Origin of the sequence: Streptomyces sp. NPDC096193 (genome assembly GCF_040302905.1) — a bacterium.
In the GTDB taxonomy this organism is placed as follows: Bacteria; Actinomycetota; Actinomycetes; order Streptomycetales; family Streptomycetaceae; genus Streptomyces.
Genome location: NZ_JBEOSJ010000003.1, coordinates 321,941 through 339,894, shown reverse-complemented (window position 1 = coordinate 339,894; position 17,954 = coordinate 321,941). Strand labels below are relative to the sequence as shown.

Here is a 17,954-nt window from a genome sequence, read left to right as displayed (position 1 = left end):
GTGCCGTTACGCGCGCAGGCTTCCTCAGATGAGGCCGAGGGCGCGGACCGCGTCGCGCTCCTCCGCCAGCTCCTGCACGGACGCGTCGATGCGCGGACGCGAGAACTCGTTGATGTCCAGGCCCTGGACGATCTCGTACTTGCCGTCCTTCGTGGTGACCGGGAAGGAGGAGATGAGACCCTCCGGCACGCCGTAGGAGCCGTCCGACGGGATGCCCATGGAGGTCCAGTCGCCCTCGGCGGTGCCGTTGACCCACGTGTGGACGTGGTCGAGCGCGGCGTTGGCGGCGGAGGCGGCCGAGGACGCGCCACGCGCCTCGATGATCGCCGCGCCGCGCTTGGCGACGGTCGGGATGAAGGTGTCGGCCAGCCAGGCCTCGTCGCCCACGACCTCGGCGGCGTTCTTGCCGGCGATCTCCGCGTGGAAGATGTCCGGGTACTGGGTCGCCGAGTGGTTGCCCCAGATCGTCAGGCGCTTGATGTCGGAGACGGCGGCGCCGGTCTTGGCGGCCAGCTGCGAGATCGCGCGGTTGTGGTCGAGGCGCGTCATGGCGGTGAAGCGCTCGGCCGGTACGTCCGGGGCCGCGGCCTGGGCGATCAGGGCGTTGGTGTTGGCCGGGTTCCCGACCACGAGGACCTTGATGTCGTCAGCGGCGTGGTCGTTGATGGCCTTGCCCTGCGGCTTGAAGATGCCGCCGTTGGCCTCGAGCAGGTCGCCGCGCTCCATGCCCTTGGTCCGCGGGCGGGCGCCGACGAGCAGGGCGACGTTCGCGCCGTCGAAGGCCACGTTCGGGTCGTCCGTGATCTCGATGCCGCGGAGCAGCGGGAACGCGCAGTCGTCGAGCTCCATGGCGGTGCCCTGGGCGGCGCCGAGCGCGGGGGTGATCTCGAGAAGGCGCAGCTTGACCGGCACATCCGCGCCGAGCAGGTGGCCGGAGGCGATGCGGAAGAGCAGCGCGTAGCCGATCTGGCCGGCCGCGCCGGTCACGGTGACGTTGACGGGAGTGCGGGTCATGGCGATCTCCGTAAGACAGCTGGCGGTGGGGGTCCCTGCCCCTCGTGCGGGACGCCCCTTCGCACCTCTGCACGAATCTTGACGTGAAGAGACATCCAGCGGTCAGGCTATCCGACCCGGCACCCGGCCATTCCCCCCACCCGTGTGGCGCGGCTCACTGGCCACCGGTGCAGCCGGTGGTGCCCGAGGTGAGCGTGGCGCAGGCCCGGGCTTCGGTCGCCTCCGCAACGGCGGTCATCGGGGTGTACGCGTCGGTGTCCTCGTCCACCAGGCCCTGCTGCGCCGCTCTGCCGGTCACCGTGATGCGCACGAGGTCACCCGCCGTGGCCCGGGTGATCCGCGCCCACGCCGCCCGGCACGTCTTGCTGTAGCGGACCTCGACGAGCGAGCCGCCGATGGTCGCCGACGAGGCCGTCGTGGCGAACTCGCCGCCGCAGCCCATCGTTTCCAGGTCCCGGCCGGTGCAGGCCGCGCCGCTGCACTTCACCCCGGCGGGCAGCGGCGATGCGCTGGTGCTCGGCGTCGCCGACGGCTTCGCGGCCGCGGTGTTGTCGTCGCCGCCGCTCCCGCCGAGGTCGGTCAGCAGCACGGCGGCGGCGATCACCAGCAGCGCGCCCACGACACCGGTGAGGAACAGGACGACCTTGCGCCGGCCGTCCGGCGGACCGGGACGGACGCCGCCCGGCGGGTGCGGTCCGGGAGGCGCCGGGTACTGCCCGCGCTGCGATGCCCGGGCCCCTGCACCGCTCACGTGCGCGGCCGGGCGGGCGCCCGGCGGGACGGCGTCCTCCGGTGCCGGGCCGTAGTCCCCGGGAGCGGTCCGCGCCCCGGCTGCGCGCTGCTCGTCCGTCGTCGGGTCGTGCCGCGTCCCGGTGCGGCTCCACGCGCGTTCGGCGAATTCCCACAGGGTGATCAGCTGGGCCTGACTGGTGTCGGTCACCTCCGCGAGCGCGAGGATCGCGCCCCTGGGGGCGGGCAGCCGCCCGTTGAGATACCGCTCCCAGGACGTCTTGCCGTAGCCGGTCCGGTCGGCGACCGCGGCGAGGCTCAGCCCGCTTCGGTCGACGAGCCGGCGCAGGTGCTCGGCGAACCCGCGGATCTGTGGGTCCAGCTCTTCCGGCAGTGCCTTCCAACGAGGCATGTGCCACCCCCCTTGTTCCCCCGAACCGTGCGGTGCCGTGCCGTGGCGCTCCGCCCGCCCCCGCTCCGTACTCGGACCGCCGCCCGAGAACCGGACACCGAGGGAGATGCGCAGGGCCAGGATGTCAGTTCCGCCGGGCGGCACACAGGGGAGCACTCGGGACGCGACGCGATGCTTCGTGCGCCCCCGGCCGCCGATGCGGTCCCACATCCGTGGCCCAACGATCACACCGTGGCGGAATGGTCACTTCCGTGCCACAGGGCCCGGTCGTCCCTTGAACGGTGTTGGCGCGTCCATGACTCTGGACACACGACGGCGCCCGTCCTCCCTCGGGGGAGAGGACGGGCGCCGTTCTGTGTGGTCCGGCAGCCGGAGCCGCCTGCCCCGGGGGGTCTCCTACCGCACCGTGAAGTGGACGGCGTCCTCCAGGAACGGCAGGTCCAGCCAGGGCCTGGGCTGGGTCACCAGCGCCAGCAGGGTGATCACGACGCCCAGCAGTCCGTACGTCACCATGTCGGTGAATCGTGATCGCACAGCGAGCATGCCGACCGAGGGCAGGACCCGTCGCATCACCGCACCCGTGATCAGCGCGACCCCGATGAGGATCGTGCCGACTCGGAAGGCGTCGGCGAACGCGTCCGTGCCGACGATCAGCAGCCCGAGCCCGGCGAGCGCGAGCACGGTCAGCAGCGGCCACTGCCGGGCGGGAGCGGGAGCGTCCCCGGGGGCGGCGCGCCCGCCGCCCTCGGGGCGGGCGGTGTCGGTGGTGACCGACGGAAAGCGCCGGGTGGTGCGTACAGGTTCGCCGTCGGGTCCGGGAGAGCTGACGACGCCCTTGGCACTGACCTCGCCGTCCGGCTCGTGCACGACGTCCGGTCCCTCGAAGCCGGCGCCGGACTCGTCCGCGTGCCCGTCCGCGGCCCTGTCGCCGTCATCGGCCGCGGCACCGTCCGTGCCGCGAACCTCGCCGGCGGCGGCCGTGCCGGTGTCCCGTGCTTCGTCCGCACCGGACCCGCCGGGCTCCGCCGGCGCCGTGGCGTCCTCGTCGTTCGTCCGTACACCCATGGGGGTCAGCCTCTCCGGTCAGCCTGCCGCGACGGCGGCGGCACGCTCGGCCGCCTCGACCACGTTGACCAGCAACTGAGCGCGGGTCATCGGGCCGACGCCGCCCGGGTTCGGGGCCACCCAGCCGGCCACCTCGGTGACGCCCGGGTGCACATCGCCCACGATCTTGCCGTGCTCGTCGCGGCTGACACCGACGTCGAGCACCGCGGCGCCCGGCTTCACGTCCTCCGGCTTGATCAGGTACGGCACGCCGGCCGCCGCGACGATGATGTCGGCCTGCCGCAGATGCGCGGACAGATCGCGCGTGCCCGTGTGGCACTGCGTCACGGTCGCGTTCTCGGACTTGCGGGTCAGCACCAGCGGCATCGGCCGCCCGATGGTGATGCCGCGGCCGACGACGACCACATTGGCGCCGTTGATCTCGACGTCGTGGTGACGCAGCAGCTGGACGATGCCGTACGGAGTGCAGGGCAGCGGCCCCTCCACGCCGAGCACCAGCTTGCCGAGGCTCATCGGGTGCAGCCCGTCCGCGTCCTTGGCCGGGTCCATCAGCTCCAGGACCCGGTTGGTGTCGATGCCCTTGGGAAGCGGGAGCTGGACGATGTAGCCGGTGCACTCGGGGTTGTCGTTGAGTTCGCGGACGACCGCCTCGATCTCTTCCTGGGTGGCGGTGTCCGGCAGTTCGCGCTGGATCGATGCGATGCCGACCTGCGCGCAGTCGCGGTGCTTGCCGTTCACGTACCAGCGGCTGCCCGGGTCGTCCCCGACCAGCAGGGTCCCGAGACCGGGCGTGACGCCCTTCTCCCTGAGGGCCGCCACGCGGACGGTCAGATCGGACTTGATCGCGGCTGCGGTGGCCTTGCCATCGAGAATCTGGGCAGTCATGCACCCATCCTCGCGGATGGACCCGCCCCGGTTCCAATTCCGCTCCGCACCGGGCCCTGGACACCCCCACCCGGCACCCGGAAGCGGAGGTTGCACTTGCACAACACATACGCATACCGACTGGACAAAAAGTCGACGTGGAGACGACGATGAGCCGCGCAGTGCCGCGGAAAAGGTTGGGGGGCCGACCGCTGAGCTCGTGTGACGTTCCTCCGCCGGGACCGCGCAGTCCCCGCACTTTCAACGGAGGAAACCCGCCATGAGCTTCGGCGACCCGAACAACCCCTACGGCCAGCAGCAGGGCGGTCAGCCGGGCTACGGCTATCCGCAGCAGGGCCAGCCCCAGGGGCAGCCCGGTTACGGCTACCCGCAGGCACCGCCGGTCCAGCCCTACGGTGGCGGCGGCTACGGGATGGGCCCCACGGAGATGCCCGGCGGTGTGAAGGCCGCACGCGTGATGCTCTACGTGATCGCCGGCCTCCAGGTCATCGGCGCCGTGGTCATGTTCCTCACGGGCGCGGCCATCGACAAGGCGCAGGACGACCCGTCGCTCCGGGACGACGTGCAGTTCCAGGACCTGGCCGACTTCTCCACCGGCGCGGTCTACGCCATCGGCGTCGGCGCCCTGCTCTGGGGTGCGCTCGCGGTCTTCCTCGCCATCAAGTTCAAGACGGGCGGAAGCGGTATCCGTGTCACCACCATGGTGTTCGGCATCATCACCGCGATTCTCGGCATCTACCCGTTCATCGTCGTGGGTCTGGCGCACACCGTGCTCGCCATCCTCGTCACGGTGTTCGTCGGCAAGTCCGACGGCGGCGAGTGGTTCGCCCGCCCGCGGCACTGACCCCGCACTGCACGTACAGCCCGTAACACCCCGTACGGCCCGCCGGTTGAGCAACCGGCGGGCCGTACGCGTGTCCGTCCCCAAGGACCTCCGACGTGGTCGACGGGATCCGTCAGCGGAACCCGTCAGCGGCGACCGTCAGTGGAAGAAGTGACGCGTCCCGGTGAAGTACATCGTCACGCCCGCCTTCTTCGCCGCCTCGACGACCTGCTCGTCACGGACCGAACCGCCCGGCTGCACCACGGCCTTGACGCCCGCGGCGGTCAGGATCTCCAGACCATCGGGGAAGGGGAAGAACGCGTCGGAGGCCGCGTACGCGCCCCGCGCACGCTCCTCGCCCGCGCGCTCCACCGCGAGCTTCGCCGAGTCGACGCGGTTGACCTGGCCCATGCCGACGCCGACCGACGCACCGTCCTTCGCCAGCAGGATCGCGTTGGACTTGACCGCGCGACAGGCCCGCCACGCGAAGGCCAGGTCCGCCAGTTCGGCGGCGTCCAGGGCGTCGCCGGTCGCGAGGGTCCACGCCGACGGGTCGTCGCCGTCGGCCTGGAGGCGGTCCGTCACCTGGAGCAGCGCCCCGCCGTCGACGGGCTTGATCTCGACCGGCGCCGAGGGTGCGACGGGGCAGCGCAGCACCCGGATGTTCTTCTTGCGGGCGAGCACCTCGACCGCGCCGTCCTCGTACGCCGGAGCGACGATGACCTCGGTGAAGATCTCCGCGACCTGCTCCGCCATGGCTACCGAGACCGGGCGGTTGACGGCGATGACCCCGCCGAACGCGGACAGCGGGTCGCAGGCGTGCGCCTTGCGGTGCGCCTCGGCGACATCCGCGGCGACGGCGATACCGCACGGGTTGGCGTGCTTGATGATCGCCACACACGGCTCGGCGTGGTCGTACGCGGCGCGCCGCGCGGCCTCCGTGTCAGTGTAGTTGTTGAACGACATCTCCTTGCCGTGCAGTTGCTCGGCCTCGGCGAGACCGCCGTTGCCGTTCACGTACAGCGCGGCGCCCTGGTGCGGGTTCTCGCCGTAGCGCAGGACGTGGGAGCGCTCGTACGTGGCGCCGAGGAAGTCGGGGAACGGCGAGTCGTCGGCCGGGGCGTACGCGGACGCGAACCAGGAGGCCACGGCGACGTCGTAGGCGGCCGTGTGCTGGAAGGCCTCCGCCGCGAGCCGCTTGCGCGCGCCGAGGTCGAAGCCGCCGGAGGCGACGGCGGTCAGCACGTCGCCGTACCGCTCGGGGCTGGTGACGACCGCGACCGAGGGGTGGTTCTTGGCGGCGGCGCGCACCATAGAGGGGCCGCCGATATCGATCTGCTCGACGCACTCGTCCGGGGAGGCGCCGGATTCGACGGTCTCGCGGAACGGGTAGAGGTTCACGACCACCAGGTCGAACGGCTCGACACCGAGCTCGGCGAGCTGCTCGCGGTGGGACTCCAGGCGCAGGTCGGCGAGGATGCCGGCGTGCACGCGGGGGTGCAGCGTCTTGACCCGGCCGTCCAGGCACTCGGGAAAGCCGGTGAGCTCCTCGACCTTGGTGACCGGCACTCCGGCCGCGGCGATCTTCCCGGCGGTCGATCCGGTGGAGACCAGTTCCACGCCCGCCTCGTGCAGCCCGCGCGCGAGCTCCTCCAGCCCCGTCTTGTCATACACACTGACCAGCGCTCGCCGGATGGCCCGCTTCGCAGTCTCAACAGTCACGGGAAAACTACCTTTCGTCCCTCAATGCGGTAGCCGTTACGGGCCAGACGCCCCACGACCTCGACGAGCAGTGCTCGCTCGACTTCCTTGATGCGCTCGTGAAGCGCGGTCCCACCGTCCGCGTGGTCCTCGTCCCGCACCTCCACCACGCCCTGCGCGATGATCGGGCCGGTGTCGACGCCGTCGTCGACGAAGTGGACGGTGCACCCGGTCACCTTGGCCCCGTACGCGAGCGCGTCACGGACACCGTGGGCGCCGGGAAAGCTGGGCAGCAGCGCGGGATGCGTGTTGACGCACCGGCCGCCGAAGCGGGCGAGGAACTCCTTGCCCACGATCTTCATGAATCCCGCCGAGACGACGAGGTCGGGCTCGTATGCCGCCGTCGCCTCGGTGAGCGCCCGGTCCCACGCGTCACGGGACTCGTGGTCCTTGACCCGGCACACGAACGTGGGAAGTCCGGCGCGCTCGGCGCGCTCCAGTCCGGCGATCCCGTCGCGGTCCGCGCCGACGGCGACCACGGCGGCGCCGTAGCCGGCCGGATCGTCGCCGATGGCGTCGAGCAGCGCCTGGAGGTTGGTGCCGGAACCGGAGACCAGGACCACCAGGCGGGCCGGTCGATCCGGGGCCGGTCGGACGGAGAGGGGCGGGGAGGCCACGGCGGGTCTCTTTCTCGCGGTGATGTCGCGGTGTTTCCCGCGGTGTCGCAGTGCGCGTGGCAGTGCGTGTCGCGGGCTGTACGTCTTTGTACGGTCGTACGAACGGATCGCACCCCTCGATACGGGGAACTCTACGAAGAGGCCGACCGTCAGCAACGATACCGGCACACAGAAGAGCCCCCACGGGACGGGGGCGCGCCCGGGAGGTAGCGTCTGGGGACAGGACCCGTCCCTCGACGGGCACGACGACACAAGACCCCACGCGCGACAGGGTCTGAGGGGAAGACGTTCACCAGATGCCGGACCGACGCCGCCGTACGGACCTCCTGTTGCCGCGGGAGCGCCAGTCCACGGACGACAACAACCCCTTCGCCCCTCCGCCCGAGGGGCGGCCGGACCAGCCGTGGCAGCCCCGGCGCCCGGCGAACGACGGTTCCTCCGGTTCCCCCGACGACTCGTCCGGATCGGAATCCGGCCAGGGCTCCGGTTCCTCCGACCCGTCCGGCTCCGACGACCGGCCCGTGTGGGGCAGCCAGTGGAGCAGCCGCCAGCCGGGCCGCTCCTCGGGCGGCTTCGGCGGCCGCTCCGACGGCCAGAACCAGCAGAACAGCGGCGGACAGCAGGGCCACGAAGGCGGACCTCCCGGTACGGGCGGCATGCGCTGGGACCCGACCGACCCGTCCCAGCGCCGGGCGCGCTACGCACTGCTCTCGGGCATGTGGGCGTTCTTCTTCGCCCTGTTCGACTTCCCGGAGATCGCGCTGCTGCTCGGCGCGCTCGCGCTGTACTGGGCGATCAGTGCCCTGCGCGCCAAGCCCCAGCGTCGGCCGGCGGACCCGACGGTCGCGCCGCCGGCCACCCCACAGGTGCCGCAGACCCCGAACCGCTCGCAGATCACGTCCGCCGTCAGCGGTCTGGTGATGGCGAGCCTCGCCCTGGTGATCGTGGCCGCGTCCTTCACGGCGCAGCTGGTCTACCGGGACTACTACACCTGCGTGAACGACTCGCTGACGAAGACCGGGCAGCTGGCCTGCAACGACGAGCTGCCCGACCCGCTGCGCGGGATCATCGGCGTCAAGGAGTAGCGGGCGGACCGGAGTCGCCCCGGTCCGCGTCCGCACTGCCCGCGAGCCTGTCGGGCAGTCGGGCCGGGCGCGTGGAGTTCTGCCGTGCGGCGTCCGTATCCGTGGGGTTCGTCGCGGGACTTCCCATGGGGCCTGTCGCGGGGTCTTCCGTCCGGCCCACCGCCGAAACGTCCGGCGTCTCGCCGTCCACATCCTCGCCGTCCGCCTTCGCGCGTTCGGCGTCCAGGGCGATGCTCGACAACCCGGGAGCCTTGGGCCACGGGCTGACCGGCACGGCCCACGGCGCGCGGTCGTCGGGGTCCGACCCGGTGTCACCGGCCCCTTCCGACGACTCGCCGTGCGCACCGGACGTGCCGTCCGCGTCGGTCTTCCGGGACCCCGTGGGGAACTCCGGCAGGAAGTCGTACGGGTCGAACTCCGCATCGTCCATGTCGTCCACCTCCACGCCGCCCGCGCCGCCGGGGGCCGGTGACGCGGGTCCCGGAACAGCGGCGGCCGGAGCCGATGACCCGTCGGCACCGGCGGCTCGGCCTCGTACCCGCCAGGCCCGCAGTCCCAGGGCCACCGGTACCGCGACGAGCGCCGACCAGACCAGCGCGGCCGCGCCCGTCAGCCACCACACCGGGCCGAACGCCGTCAGCCGTCCCGTGCCGAGCGGCCCGCCGGCCGCCGCCGCGAGAACAGCCGTCAGTACCCCGCAGACCACCGCGCCCTGCAAGGCCGCCAGCGCGGTCTCGCCCATCCCCCACGCCGTCGCGCGGTCACCGTGGCGGGGCGCGGCCCGATCCGCGGTGAAGTGGGCGACGATCAGCGCCGCGGCGAGCGGAACGGCCACAGCGACCCAGTTCAGCGGGGTGCCGGGCCCCTCGGCCGGCACCGCGGCGATCAACGGGAAGTGCGGCAGCGCGGGGTCCCCGGTGAGCGCCAGCGGGGTCGCCGTCGCTCCCGTGCCGAGCGCGAAGCCCGGCCCCAGCCCGTACGCGGCGGCCCACGCCGCCGCGTTGGGCACCAGCGCCAGCCCCAGCATCAGCACCGCGAGCCGTCCCGACCACACGTCCGCGAGGTGCAGGAACGAGTCCTGGGTGGCGTCCGCGTTCCACACCATCGAGGCCGCCACCAGCAGTGCGCCACCGCCCAGCAGGGTCAGCGCCCCGGCCGCCCCGGAGCGCATGGCGACGGCCACCCGCGTACGGGCGAGTTCCTTCCGCAGGCGCGCGGGCACCCATTCCGGCAGCGGACCGCCCGGACGGCCGCTCGCCGTCCACACCCCCGCACCCACCGCGGCGGCGGTCACCAGCGGCAGATGCAGCACGGCGCTCAGCAGATCCGGCGCCAGTGGTCCGCCCGCCGCGTAGACCGTGGCGGCGGCTCCGACCAGCAGGTATCCCAGGCTGACCGCACACAGCGCACCCCGCGCCGACGGGCGCGGCCGGTCGTCGGCGGGCAGCAGCCCGTCGCGGGCCGCCCGGTGCGCGAGCCAGACCGGCAGCACGACGAGCAGCAGCGGCACGATCCCGATGGGCGCCGGCTGCCCGGAGAGGGTCTCGGATCGGACGAGCTCCGTGCCGTGGGCGAGCAGCCACAGCCCGGCCGCCACATGCAGCGCCCCGTTCGGACCGCTGTCCGGATACGGCGAACTGATCCACAGCGCGATCACCAGGACGGCGAACGTACCGAGCCCGAGCCCCGCCGCGATCGCCCCGCGGAGGAGGCATGCGGCCAGGGCGGGCCGCCGGCCGCCCTGGAGCAGGACCGGAGCCGAGAACGGGGGGCTGTGATCGGTCGTCTGGGTCACGCGGCCATGCTGCCAACGACACGCGCTTTATCCGGGTAACAGGCGAATAGCCGTTGTGTCGCTCAATATACGTTTATGTACTTTTCCGCAGAGTGCTGCGCTTCGGGGAGCCGGTCATGACCCAGAGCACGACACCCTCCGGTTCGCGCACTCCGCTGCCCTCCCCCAAGGAGCGCCGCAGGCTGCGCGAGGCGAAGGCGATGAGCGAGCAGGAGGTCGCCACCGCCGTCGGCGTCACGAAGGCCACGATCCGGGCGTGGGAGACCGGCCGCAGCAGCCCTCGGGGGCGCAGGCGCGAGGTGTACGCCAAGCTGCTGACCGACCCGCTTCCGGCACCCGGGCCGGAAGCGGAACCAGAACGGGAACCGGAACCGGCGGCGGGGCCGGCGCCGGCGGAGAAGCCGGAGCGGGAGACGGTGTCGGGGCGACAGCCTTCCTCGGCATCTCTGCCGCAGAACACGCCACCGCACAACTCCGCTTTGACGACCGCCCGGGCCACGACGATCCCGACGGTCACGACCACCCCGGCCACCCCGGCCACGTCGGCGACGTCGGCGACGTCGGCGACCGAGGGTCCTCGGGAGACGGCCGGGGGTCCGGTGCCGGTGGAGCTGAGGCCGGTGCAGACAGCGTCGCCGGCAGCGGACTCGAAGTCGGCCGGCACCACTGCGGGGATGCCGCCGACGGCCGGGGACGCCGGGTACGGCGCCGATGACATGAGCCAGGGCGTAAGCGCCTCCGGCGCCGATGACGCGGGCGCGGGCGGTGGTGAAGGCAAGCCCGGCACGGACCCGGCGGCAGGGACGGCGGCCGACACGGAGCCGCCGTGCAGGCGACCCGTGTCCACCCCCGCCGAGGCCTTCGACGCCCTGTACACGTACAGCGCCCCCGGCCTCGTACGCCAGGCCTACCTGCTCACCGGCCGGCGCAGGCTCGCCCACGAGTCCGTCGAGCGCGCCTTCCACCTCGCGTGGCAGCGCTGGCCCGAGGTGGCCCGCGACCGCGACCCGGCGGGCTGGGTGCGGGCGGCCGCGTACGAGTTCGCCATGTCTCCCTGGCAGCGGCTGCGGCCCGTCCACCGGCACCCCGACAACCCGCCGCTCGTCGACAGCGAACAGCGCGAACTGCTCGAAGCGCTGCTGGAGCTGCCGCCCCCCTACCGCCGCACGCTCGTGCTCCACGACGGTCTCGGCCTCAACCTGCCCGACACGGCCGCCGAAACGGAGGCGAGCACTCCCGCGGCGGCGAACCGTCTGCTGCACGCGCGCGAGGCCATCGCCGAGCAGCTCCCCCATCTCAGCGATCCCACGGTCCTGCGCAATCAGCTGATCGCGCTCGTGAACGCAGGTCCCGCGCCGCAGCTGAACCCGCCTCGTGCCGTACGGACGAGCAGCGAACGCCGGGCCTGGCTGTGGACGCGGGCCGCCCTCAGCGTCACCACGCTGATCATGGGCGCCACGGGTTTCACCCTGGCCACGGCGCCGACGCGGTACGAGCCGGCGGTCTCCCCCGGCCATCAGGTCGGCGGGGTACCGCCGCTCGCGGGGCCGCAGCCGATCAACCCGCGCAGTTTCATGCTGCGCCAGCAGCTGCTGTCCGAGCCGGCCCACGGCCCGGAACGGCTCGTACCGACCATCCCGTAGGACGGCGGCGGTCACGGCACCTGTGACTGCCGGGAACGCGGACGGGCCCGCGCCTCGTCATGAGGCGCGGGCCCGTCCGTGCGTACGGCGGAGGTTTAGACGGTGATGATCAGCCGCCGAGGATCTCGCGCGCGAGCTTGGCCGTCTCGGTCGGGGTCTTGCCGACCTTGACGCCCGCGGCCTCGAGGGCCTCCTTCTTCGCCTGCGCCGTGCCGGACGAGCCGGACACGATGGCGCCGGCGTGGCCCATCGTCTTGCCCTCGGGGGCGGTGAAGCCCGCGACGTAACCGACGACCGGCTTGGTGACGTTGGCCTTGATGAAGTCGGCCGCACGCTCCTCGGCGTCGCCGCCGATCTCACCGATCATCACGATCAGCTCGGTCTCCGGGTCGGCCTCGAAGGCCGCCAGAGCGTCGATGTGCGTGGTGCCGATGACCGGGTCGCCACCGATGCCGACGGCGGACGAGAAGCCGATGTCACGGAGCTCGTACATCATCTGGTAGGTCAGCGTGCCGGACTTCGACACGAGACCGATGCGGCCGGGCTTGGTGATGTCGCCCGGGATGATGCCGGCGTTGGACTGGCCGGGAGTGATCAGGCCGGGGCAGTTCGGGCCGATGATCCGGGTCTTGTTGCCCTTGCTGGTGGCGTACGCCCAGAAGGCGGCGGAGTCGTGCACCGCGATGCCCTCGGTGATGACGACGGCCAGCGGGATCTCGGCGTCGATCGCCTCGACGACGGCGGCCTTGGCGAAGGCCGGCGGCACGAAGAGCACGGAGACGTCCGCCCCGGTCTTCTCCATCGCCTCGGCGACGGAGCCGAAGACGGGCACCTCGGTGCCGTCGAAGTCGACGCTGGTGCCGGCCTTGCGGGGGTTCACACCGCCGACGATGTTGGTGCCGTCGGCGAGCATGAGCTTGGTGTGCTTCATGCCGGTGGCGCCGGTCATGCCCTGGACGATGACCTTGCTGTCCTTGGTGAGGAAGATAGCCATGACTGTGGTGTCCCTCGTCCCTTACTTCGCAGCCGCGGCGAGCTCGGCGGCCTTGTCGGCCGCGCCGTCCATGGTGTCCACGCGCTGCACGAGCGGGTGGTTCGCGTCGGAGAGGATCTTGCGACCCAGTTCCGCGTTGTTGCCGTCGAGGCGCACGACCAGCGGCTTGGTGACTTCCTCGCCCTTGGACTTCAGCAGCTCCAGGGCCTGGACGATGCCGTTGGCGACCTCGTCACAGGCGGTGATGCCACCGAAGACGTTGACGAAGACGGACTTGACGTCCGGGTCGCCGAGGATGATCTCCAGGCCGTTCGCCATCACCTCGGCGGAGGCGCCGCCACCGATGTCGAGGAAGTTGGCGGGCTTGACGTTGTCGTGCGCCTCACCGGCGTACGCGACGACGTCGAGGGTCGACATGACCAGACCCGCGCCGTTGCCGATGATGCCGACCTCGCCGTCGAGCTTGACGTAGTTGAGGTTCTTGGCCTTCGCGGCAGCCTCGAGCGGGTTGGCTGCGGCGTGGTCCACGAACTCCTCGTGGCCCGGCTGCCGGAACTCGGCGTTCTCGTCGAGCGAGACCTTGCCGTCGAGGGCGATGACACGGCCGTCGGCGACCTTGGCCAGCGGGTTGACCTCGACGAGGAGCGCGTCCTCGGCGATGAAGGTCTTCCACAGCGTCACGAGGATCTCGGCGACCTGCTCCGCGACCTCGGCCGGGAACTTCGCCTGCGCAACGATCTCGCGGGCCTTCTCGAGGGTGACACCCTCGTTGGAGTCGACCGGGACCTTCGCGAGGGCCTCGGGGGTCTTGTCCGCGACCTCCTCGATGTCCATGCCGCCCTGGACGGAGGCCATGGCCAGGAAGGTGCGGTTGGTGCGGTCGAGGAGGTACGAGACGTAGTACTCCTCGGCGATCTCGGGCGCGGTCTCGGCGATCATCACCTTGTGGACCGTGTGGCCCTTGATGTCCATACCGAGGATCTGACCGGCCTTCTCGACCGCGTCGTCCGCGCCGTCGGCCAGCTTCACGCCGCCGGCCTTGCCGCGGCCACCGACCTTGACCTGCGCCTTGACGACCGACTTGCCGCCCAGACGCTCCGTAGCCTCGCGCGCCGCCTCAGGCGTGTCGATGACTTCACCGGCCAGCACCGGTACACCGTGCTTGGCGAAGAGGTCCCTCGCCTGGTACTCGAACAGGTCCACGCGCGTCCGTCCCTTTTCTCATCATCGCGGTTCGTTGTCTGCGTGGGCGTGCCGCGAAGGGCAACGTGACTGCGGTGTCACAAGGAAGGCGTACACGGTGTCCGGGCACGCGGCATGTCCGCCTCGCAGGTTATCCCCGTGGAACGTGGCTCCCTAAATTGCAGCTCACAGATGAGCGGTGATAACAGTCACAGGCCGCATCATCGGCCGCGCCCGCCGACGGACACCCGCGGACACCTACGAGGGACGCGTCCGAGCCGGGCGGCCCTCACCCCAATGAGGACCGCCCGATGATCCGGCCCGGGCCGTTGCTTCCTTGCTGCCCACCGGGTCGGCAAGGTATTCGCCCGGGTATCCGGCGATTTCGACAGATGCCGTGGGATCTGCGCCGGATCTGCTGCGGAACCGTTCGGGATGCCGGACGATCCCGGACGGTTGATCCCGGGCCCTGGACCGATCGGTTCCGGACCCCGGACGGATCGGATCCTGAGCGCGGACGGATCGGTTCCTGAGCCCCGGACGGATCGGTCAGGTGACCGTCTCAGATGCCGTACGACGGGCCTGCCGGGACGTAGCTCGGCGTCACGGCGGAGGCCGCACCCTGGACGCCGTCGACGGCGTTGCCCGCGAGCGGGTGGACGTCGGCGGTGACGGTGCCCGTCAGGTCGTGGCCGAAGGGCTGTACGCCGGAGAGCGCGGCACCCGCGAACGGCTGCACGTCCCCGGCCACCCCCTGCGCGAGGTTGCCCGTGCTGCCGCCGATGCCGTGGGCGACCGGCTGCACATGGGAGACGACGGCCTCGACCACCGGGCTGACCGAACCGGCCACACCGCCGGCGAACGGGCCGACCTCGGAGACGACGCCCCCGGCCAGGGGCTGGACGCCGGAGACGATGCCGCCCGCGAACGGCGACACCTCGCCGACGACACCTCCCGCGAGGACACCCGCGTCACCCGCGGCCCGGCCGGCGACGGGGAGGACCGAGTCGACGGCGGTGGCGGCCACGGGCGGGAGCACGGCAGTGGCCGTCTCGTCGACGACGGGACCCGTGGCATCGACCGTGCTCCGGACCTGCGCCTGCGCGCCGGCCGGAACCTGCTCGAGCTCGGGAGCGAAGTCGGACAGAGGACCGAAGAGGTAGTCGATCTCCCCCTGCGCCTCAGCGGCGGTGCGCTCGACGTCGTGCTCGGCGTCGTGACCGATGTGCTGGGCGGCCGACGCGAGGTCCTGGGCTTCGGGGAGGTCCTTCACCTCGGGGACGACCGCGGTCTCCGGGGCCACGGGTGCCTCGGGGACCTCCGGCGCCGCCGGGAGCTCGCCCGCCGTGTCCGGCGTGGCGAGCGGCACGGAGACGGGAAGCTCGTCGGCGCTCGCCATGGCGGTGCCGAGCGCCCACATCCCGGAGGCGGTGGCGGCTACGGCTATGGAACGGCGAATGTTCTTGTTCATGCTGGCTTCTGATCCTTCGAAAGTGTTCGGCTGTCCGGAGTCGTCCGGACGGCGGGCAGACCTGTCCCACCCCCGCGCGGGAGGTCTTGAGGGGGGAAGGGGCTGCCCTAGCCGGGGAATTCGAGGATGTCGCCGGGTCGTTCACGCGTCGGCTCGCCGGCCGCCGCCCGGACCGCGCCGGGCACCAGCGCGAAGGCCGTACCGTCCGCGGTGTGCGCCGCCTGGTCGCCCGGCCGCGGCGTGTGGCTGTCGCCGGACTGCTGGAGCGCACCGGGCACGATGCCGCACGGCTTTCCCGGTGCCTGCCCGGGCGTTGGGGCAGGGCTGTCCGCCCTGGTCGGGGCACCGACAGCCGCACGGACGGAACGGTCCGCGCCGAAGGTCCGGTTCACGGCCGTCGCCGCCGTCGCCGCCGTCGCCGGAGTTTCGGCTGCGGGTCCGCATGCATCCGCGTGGGACCCGGGGCGGAGCGCCGAGGTGCCATCGGGCGAGAGCTGCGGAGCTGTCTGCGGCTCGTTCCCGTCGAGGGACGGTGAGTCGAGGAGCGGTGGGTCGAGGGACGGTGAGCTGAGGGGCGGTGAGCTGAGGGGCGGTGAGCTGAGGGGCGGCGTCAGGTCCTGGGAAGGGCCCGGCACATGGGGAAGGCCAGACGTCTGGGCCAGGATCGGCTTCGTCGGCCCGACGAGCGATTCGGCCAGCGACTCGACCTGAGGTTCCGCGAGCGGTTCGACGATCGACCGGTTCAGCGGCCGCGTGACGGGACGGGCGGTGTCGTGAGCGGCCGCCCGCACCGGCTCGTCCATCTCCCGTACAGGCCGCGGAACTTGGGCCGGCCTCTGCGCGCCCGTGTTCGGTACGGGCGCCACGTGGCCGGCGGACCTCGACGCCCCGGCGGCTTCCGAGGGCCCCGAGGCCGCCGCACGTCGCGCGACGTCCTCGGGCGCACCGCCCACGTCCTGCGCCGTGTTGGACCCGACCGTCGTCACCGACTCCGCGGGGGCCGTCGCCTCCGCCGCGTGCGCCTGGCCGCCGTAGAGGAATCCGACCGTCAACAGGCCGCCGAGGAACAGCAGCACCCGAAGCGCCCGCCCCCGCGCCGCCCGCTGCTGGACCGCCGCCCCGCGCACTGCGCGCAGAACGGCAGCAGCGGAGGGAGCAGCTGCGGCAGACACGGTGAGAGACCTTTCCCGTCGGCGGAAGCAGACGTTCCGCGTCGATCGGGGACGATGCTCGCACGTTCCTCCCGGGGCTGCGCAAGTCCCCTGTTACTGATGCGCCGCCATGTCCGGTATGGGCAGTGGCCGTTTCTCGATCGCGGCCGCCATCACGTCCGGAAAGAGGTCGGGCGTACAGGCGAACGCCGGAGCTCCCAGTGCCGAGAGAGCCGCCGCATGCTCCCGGTCGTACGCCGGCGTCCCCTCGTCGGACAGGGCGAGCAACGCCACGAACTGCACACCCGACGCCTTCATCGCGGCCACCCGTTTGAGCATCTCGTCCCGGATGCCGTCCTCGTACAGGTCGCTGATCAGGACCACCACGGTGTCGGCGGGCCGGGTGATCTGCGACTGGCAGTACGCCAGTGCCCTGTTGATGTCGGTACCGCCGCCGAGCTGGGTGCCGAAGAGCACGTCGACCGGGTCGTCCAGCTGGTCGGTGAGGTCGACGACCGCGGTGTCGAAGACGACGAGTCGGGTGGCGATGGAGCGCATGGACGCGAGGACCGCACCGAACACCGAGGCGTAGACAACGGACGCGGCCATCGAACCGGACTGGTCGATGCAGAGCACGACGTCCTTCTTCACTGACTGCGACGCCCGTCCGTATCCGATGAGCCGCTCGGGGACGACCGTGTTGAACTCGGGCAGATAGTTCTTGAGGTTCGCCCGGATGGTGCGGTCCCAGTCGATGTCCCGGTGACGCGGACGGTTGATCTTCGCGGACCGGTCCAGAGCTCCGGTGAGCGTCGACCGCGTCCGGGTCGCGAGCTGCTTCTCCAGGTCGTCGACCACCTTCCGCACGACGGCCCGGGCAGTCTCCTTGGTCGTCTCGGGCATCGCCTTGTTGAGGGAGAGCAGGGTGCCGACGAGGTGGACGTCCGCCTCCACGGCCTCCAGCATCTCGGGCTCCAGCAGCAGCGTGGACAGCCCGAGCCGGTCGATGGCGTCGCGCTGCATCACCTGGACGACGGAGCTCGGGAAGTACGTACGGATGTCGCCGAGCCAGCGCGCCACGGACGGCGCGGAGGCGCCGAGCCCGGCCGAACGACTGCGGCTGCGGTCGCCGGCGGGCCTCCCGCCGCTGTTGCCGTAGAGGGCGGTCAGGGCTCCGTCGATCGCCACGTCGGTCCCGGCGAGGAAGCAGCCCGTGCCGTCCGCCGACTCGCCGCCAAGGACGAGCCGCCACCGGCGCAGCCGTTCGTCACCGGGCACCGCCTCCGCCATGGTCCGCTCCGTCGCCGTCACATCCGTCGCCGTCACA

15 protein-coding genes are annotated in these 17,954 nt (G+C 71.9%); 3 read left to right on the top strand and 12 right to left on the bottom strand.

Annotated elements, in window-relative coordinates; genetic code table 11:
* Positions 1–24 precede the first annotated feature (24 nt).
* The 4 genes from ABTX78_RS06985 to ABTX78_RS06970 form a co-directional block, all read right to left on the bottom strand.
* Complete coding sequence (locus tag ABTX78_RS06985; protein WP_352205751.1) at positions 25–1,014, bottom strand: malate dehydrogenase; 990 nt, start codon at positions 1,012–1,014, stop codon at positions 25–27.
* Positions 1,015–1,168: 154 nt separating this feature from the next.
* Entirely contained in the window at positions 1,169–2,155 is a 987-nt protein-coding gene (locus ABTX78_RS06980) for a helix-turn-helix domain-containing protein (RefSeq protein ID WP_352205750.1), read from the bottom strand.
* A 396-nt stretch (positions 2,156–2,551) separates the two neighbouring features.
* Positions 2,552–3,220, bottom strand: coding sequence for a DUF3017 domain-containing protein (locus tag ABTX78_RS06975; protein ID WP_352205749.1), 669 nt, complete (start codon positions 3,218–3,220; stop codon positions 2,552–2,554).
* Between the two features lie 18 nt (positions 3,221–3,238).
* Positions 3,239–4,105 (bottom strand): bifunctional methylenetetrahydrofolate dehydrogenase/methenyltetrahydrofolate cyclohydrolase, encoded by an 867-nt coding sequence (locus ABTX78_RS06970; protein WP_352205748.1) that lies wholly within the window; start codon positions 4,103–4,105, stop codon positions 3,239–3,241.
* 259 nt (positions 4,106–4,364) lie between these two features.
* Between ABTX78_RS06970 and ABTX78_RS06965 the strand changes: the two genes are divergently transcribed.
* A complete protein-coding gene (locus ABTX78_RS06965) occupies positions 4,365–4,949 on the top strand; it encodes a hypothetical protein (RefSeq protein WP_352205747.1) in 585 nt (194 codons plus the stop codon).
* A 138-nt stretch (positions 4,950–5,087) separates the two neighbouring features.
* Here the strand turns inward: ABTX78_RS06965 and purH are convergent, their stop codons facing one another.
* Together purH and purN are read right to left on the bottom strand one after the other, a co-directional pair.
* A complete protein-coding gene (gene purH / locus ABTX78_RS06960) occupies positions 5,088–6,650 on the bottom strand; it encodes a bifunctional phosphoribosylaminoimidazolecarboxamide formyltransferase/IMP cyclohydrolase (protein ID WP_352205746.1) in 1,563 nt (520 codons plus the stop codon).
* Positions 6,647–7,306, bottom strand: a complete 660-nt coding sequence (gene purN / locus ABTX78_RS06955; protein ID WP_352205745.1) for a phosphoribosylglycinamide formyltransferase — start codon at positions 7,304–7,306, stop codon at positions 6,647–6,649. Before purN ends, purH begins: the two co-directional genes overlap by 4 nt.
* 296 nt (positions 7,307–7,602) lie before the next feature.
* On the opposite strand from purN, the gene ABTX78_RS06950 reads away from it, so the two are divergent.
* Positions 7,603–8,391 (top strand): hypothetical protein, encoded by a 789-nt coding sequence (locus ABTX78_RS06950; RefSeq protein ID WP_352205744.1) that lies wholly within the window; start codon positions 7,603–7,605, stop codon positions 8,389–8,391.
* Here the strand turns inward: ABTX78_RS06950 and ABTX78_RS06945 are convergent.
* Entirely contained in the window at positions 8,381–10,186 is a 1,806-nt protein-coding gene (locus ABTX78_RS06945; protein ID WP_352205743.1) for a cell division protein PerM, read from the bottom strand. The genes ABTX78_RS06950 and ABTX78_RS06945 overlap by 11 nt on opposite strands.
* 116 nt (positions 10,187–10,302) lie before the next feature.
* Between ABTX78_RS06945 and ABTX78_RS06940 the strand changes: the two genes are divergently transcribed.
* Complete coding sequence (locus ABTX78_RS06940; protein WP_352205742.1) at positions 10,303–11,829, top strand: sigma factor-like helix-turn-helix DNA-binding protein; 1,527 nt, start codon at positions 10,303–10,305, stop codon at positions 11,827–11,829.
* 109 nt (positions 11,830–11,938) lie between these two features.
* On the opposite strand, the gene sucD is transcribed toward ABTX78_RS06940, so the two are convergent.
* From sucD to ABTX78_RS06915, 5 genes are all read right to left on the bottom strand, one after another.
* Entirely contained in the window at positions 11,939–12,823 is an 885-nt protein-coding gene (gene sucD / locus ABTX78_RS06935; RefSeq protein ID WP_313944591.1) for a succinate--CoA ligase subunit alpha, read from the bottom strand.
* Between the two features lie 21 nt (positions 12,824–12,844).
* On the bottom strand, positions 12,845–14,026 hold the full coding sequence (sucC, locus tag ABTX78_RS06930) for an ADP-forming succinate--CoA ligase subunit beta (RefSeq protein WP_352205741.1): 1,182 nt from the start codon (positions 14,024–14,026) through the stop codon (positions 12,845–12,847).
* Positions 14,027–14,567: 541 nt separating this feature from the next.
* Complete coding sequence (locus ABTX78_RS06925) at positions 14,568–15,476, bottom strand: hypothetical protein (RefSeq protein WP_352205740.1); 909 nt, start codon at positions 15,474–15,476, stop codon at positions 14,568–14,570.
* A gap of 107 nt (positions 15,477–15,583) precedes the next feature.
* On the bottom strand, positions 15,584–16,648 hold the full coding sequence (locus ABTX78_RS06920) for a hypothetical protein (RefSeq protein WP_352205739.1): 1,065 nt from the start codon (positions 16,646–16,648) through the stop codon (positions 15,584–15,586).
* 93 nt (positions 16,649–16,741) lie between these two features.
* A complete protein-coding gene (locus ABTX78_RS06915) occupies positions 16,742–17,917 on the bottom strand; it encodes a vWA domain-containing protein (RefSeq protein ID WP_352205887.1) in 1,176 nt (391 codons plus the stop codon).
* Positions 17,918–17,954: the final 37 nt, after the last annotated feature.